This is a genomic window from Micromonospora deserti (assembly GCF_003236335.1).
GTDB lineage: Bacteria > Actinomycetota > Actinomycetes > Mycobacteriales > Micromonosporaceae > Micromonospora > Micromonospora deserti.
In genome coordinates, this window is sequence record NZ_POUB01000444.1 from 1 (window position 1) to 2,900 (window position 2,900).

The 2,900-nt window shown below is 75.2% G+C and carries 4 protein-coding genes; 3 read left to right on the top strand and 1 reads right to left on the bottom strand.

Going from position 1 to position 2,900, the window contains the following annotated elements:
* On the bottom strand, nt 1-645 hold a 645-nt coding region (locus C1I99_RS30895), incomplete at its 3' end, for a GOLPH3/VPS74 family protein (protein WP_233512815.1).
* 139 nt (nt 646-784) lie between these two features.
* Here C1I99_RS30895 and C1I99_RS30900 point away from each other — a divergent pair.
* The 3 genes from C1I99_RS30900 to C1I99_RS30910 all read left to right on the top strand — a co-directional run.
* On the top strand, nt 785-1,627 hold the full coding sequence (locus tag C1I99_RS30900) for a helix-turn-helix domain-containing protein (protein ID WP_111137674.1): 843 nt from the start codon (nt 785-787) through the stop codon (nt 1,625-1,627).
* 39 nt (nt 1,628-1,666) lie between these two features.
* The gene (locus tag C1I99_RS30905; protein ID WP_111137675.1) at nt 1,667-1,867 is read left to right on the top strand and encodes a DUF397 domain-containing protein; all 201 of its coding nucleotides are present in this window, start codon (nt 1,667-1,669) and stop codon (nt 1,865-1,867) included.
* A 28-nt stretch (nt 1,868-1,895) separates the two neighbouring features.
* The coding region (locus tag C1I99_RS30910) for a helicase-related protein (RefSeq protein WP_146604101.1) at nt 1,896-2,900 on the top strand (1,005 nt) is incomplete at its 3' end.

Here is a 2,900-nt window from a genome sequence, read left to right on the forward strand (position 1 = left end):
CCCCGGTGCCGGCCGACCGCAGCGCCGCGACCAGCTCCGGCAGCACCGGCCGTACGGGCAGGTCGAGGGGCACGTCGGAGAGCACGGCCCAGTGTCGCACCGCCCGGGCGGGCTCAGCCGGTGGTGGGCGCGGGGGGTGGCGCTCCACAGCACCTCGCGGGTCAGGCCGGCGGCGGCGACCAGGCCGAGCAGCAGCGCGTCGGGGACGCTCGGTGGGCCGGCCCGCTCCAGTAGGGCCCGCAGCCGGGTGGCGGGCCAGGCCACAGTGTTCAGGTCGATCGGCAGGTAGCTGACGGAGGTGCGCAGCAGCCGGCGGTTCTCCTGGCGGCGCAGCACGCCCGCCCGGGCCAGCCGCTCCCCCACCGAGGTCGCGGCGGTCTGGGCGAGGAAGCTGAGCCAGGTGCGGACGGCCTGGTGCTGCGCCTCGCCGACCAGCTGGTCGAGCACGGTGTGCGCGAGGGCGTCCGCTGGCGGCCGGCGGTCGATCACCGCCACGAGTCCGGTGGAGACGGTGATGTGTCCATGCAGGACGAGCTCGCCGAGCAGGCCGCCGGCGAGGCCGAGGCCGGTCGCGGCCGGGTGCAGCTTCGCCCTGCCCCGGCTGTCGTTGTGGGCGATCAGGAAGAACTCGTCGGCGATGAGCAACCGGCCTCCCGCGCGGGTCCACAGTGATCGCAACCGCGTCCGAGGATGCACCGAGTGCATCTGCAATGCAACTCCCGTTTTTCGCGGTTGCACTCCGTGCTGGCGCGACCTGCGCATCTCGTCGTGACAGACTCGGAGGGTGACCGCGAGCCCGACCGTCCGCCGCCGCCGTATCGCCCGCGAGCTCCGCCAGTTGCGCGAGCGCGCCGGCATGACCCTGGACGTGGCCGCCCGGCAGTTGGACATGTCCAAGAGCAACCTGTCCCGCATCGAGAACGCTCAGATCGGCATCAAGCCGCGCGACGTGCGGGCCGCGCTCGCGCTCTACCAGGTGACCGGCGCGGACGCGGAGGCGCTCATCGAGATCGCCCGCGGCGCGCAGCAGCGTGGCTGGTGGCAGAGCTACAGCGACGTGCTGCCGGAGTGGTTCGAGTTCTACGTCGGGCTCGAGGCGGAGGCGGCGACGCTGCGGACGTACGAGGCCGAGGCGGTGCCCGGGCTGCTGCAGACCGAGGCGTACGCCCGGGAGGTCTTCCGGCGGACCGCGGGCGAGGAGGGCATCGAGCGCAAGGTCGCCGCCCGACTGCACCGCCAGAACGTGCTGTACCGGGAGGACCCGGTCGAGCTGTCGGTGGTGCTGAACGAGGCGGTGCTCTGCCGCCCGGTGGGCGGCGACGTCGTGATGGCCGACCAGTTGGCCCATCTCGCGAAGGTCGCGCAACTACGGAATGTGACACTCCAGGTACTACCGTTCGCGGCCGGTGGGCACCCGGCGATGAACTCCCCGTACGTCATCCTGACCTTCGCCGACGCGGCCGATGCGGCGGTGGTCTACCTGGAAAACCTCACCATGGGGCTGGCTCTGGAGGAGGCCGGCCAGGTGTCCGGGTATAGCCTGGTACACGAGGAGCTGCGCCGGCTGGCACTCGGTCCGGAGGCGTCGCTGACCCGCCTGACGGAAGCTTCTCGTAACTTTGCGTGACCGCTGTCGCGGCACGCCGGCACGACGGGGGGTACCACGATGACCGCGCTCGAGCTGACCCGGGCGGAGTGGCGCATCAGCACGCGCAGTGTGGGCAACGGCAACTGCGTCGAGGTCGCCGCCGTCGACGGTCGGGTCGCCGTACGCGACAGCAAGGACCGGCAGGGCCCGGTACTGGCCTTCCCGGCGTCGGCCTGGCACGCCTTCGTCACCGGCGTCGACGGGGTCCACCCCGGCTGATCCCGCCCGGGCGGTGCGACACTGGGCCGTGCTCTCCGACGTGCCCCTCGACCTGCCCGTACGGCCGGTGCTGCCGGAGCTGGTCGCGGCGCTGCGGTCGGCCGGCACCGGGGTGCTGGTGGCCCCGCCGGGCACCGGCAAGACGACCCTCGCTCCGCTGGCCGTCGCCGACGAGGTCGCCGGGCGGGTGCTGGTCGCCCAGCCGCGCCGGGTGGCCGCCCGGGCCGCGGCGCGCCGGATGGCCGCGCTGCTCGGCGAGCAGGTCGGCGAGCGGATCGGGTACGCCGTGCGCGGCGAACGGCGGACCGGACCGGATACCCGGGTCGAGGTAGTGACCACCGGGCTGCTGGTCCGCCGGCTGCACCACGACCCGGAACTGGCCGGCACCGGGGCGGTGCTGCTCGACGAGTGCCACGAGCGCCAGCTCGACGCCGACCTGGCGCTCGCCTTCACGGTGGAGGCCCGTGCAGCGCTCCGCCCCGACCTGTGGCTGCTGGCGATGTCCGCCACCCCGCGGGCCGACCGGTTCGCCGCGCTGCTCGGCGGTCCGGATGGCCCCGCGCCGGTGGTGCGGGCGTCCTCGGCGCTGCACCCGGTGACCCGGATCTGGGCCCCGCCGCCCCGGCCGGTGGCCGCGCCCGGCGCCGGCCCGGTGGACCGGGCGCTGCTCGACCACGTCGCGGCGACGGTGCGCCGGGCGCTGCGCGAGCGCGACGGCGACCTGCTGGTCTTCCTCCCCGGGGCCGGCGAGATCGCCGCCGTCGCCGCCCGGCTGGCCGACCTGCGCGGCGAGGTCGGGATCGTGCCGCTGCACGGCCGGCAACGCGGCGCGGAGCAGGACGCGGCGCTGCGCCCGGGCAAGGGGCGCCGGGTGGTGCTGGCGACCGCGGTGGCGGAGAGCAGCCTGACGGTGCCCGGGGTGCGGGTGGTGGTCGACGCCGGGCTGTCCCGGGTGGCCCGGATGGACCTGGCCCGCGGCCTCGGCGCGCTGGTCACCGTGCCGGTGTCCCGGGCGGCGGCCACCCAGCGGGCC